Origin of the sequence: Pseudomonas khavaziana (assembly GCF_019145205.1) — a bacterium.
Taxonomy (GTDB): Bacteria; Pseudomonadota; Gammaproteobacteria; order Pseudomonadales; family Pseudomonadaceae; genus Aquipseudomonas; species Aquipseudomonas khavaziana.
The window spans coordinates 1-408 of the sequence record NZ_JAHSTT010000064.1; the positions used below are offsets into that span (position 1 = coordinate 1).

Here is a 408-nt window from a genome sequence, read left to right on the forward strand (position 1 = left end):
CAGACCGTCCAGATCACCGACGCTTCCGGCGGCAACTTCGAAAAACTCGAAGTCGCAGGCGACGGCGCGACCACCACGATCAACGACACCATCGACAAGGTTGACGTTGTTCTGACCGCCACGACCACCGTGGGCGAAGGCGGCAATATCGTCTACACCGCGAGCCTTGTGGATAAAAACGGCGCGCCGGTGACCAACATCACCAACCCGCTGACCGTAACCCTGGACAACGGCCAGAGCATTACCATTGGGGTGAACCAGTCGAGCGGCACCGCTACTATTGCGGCTCCGGATGATGTCTACAAAGGCGACCAAACCGTCACCACCGCCATCAAAGGCGTGACTGGCGGCGAGCATTTCGAAAATCTGGTTCCAGGGACCGATAAAGTTACTACAACTGTGACTGAT

The 408-nt window shown here is 57.6% G+C and carries 1 protein-coding gene; it reads left to right on the top strand.

Going from position 1 to position 408, the window contains the following annotated elements:
* Nucleotides 1-408, top strand: a 408-nt coding sequence (locus tag KVH01_RS29530; RefSeq protein WP_217883809.1) for an immunoglobulin-like domain-containing protein, incomplete at both ends; no start/stop codon positions are given.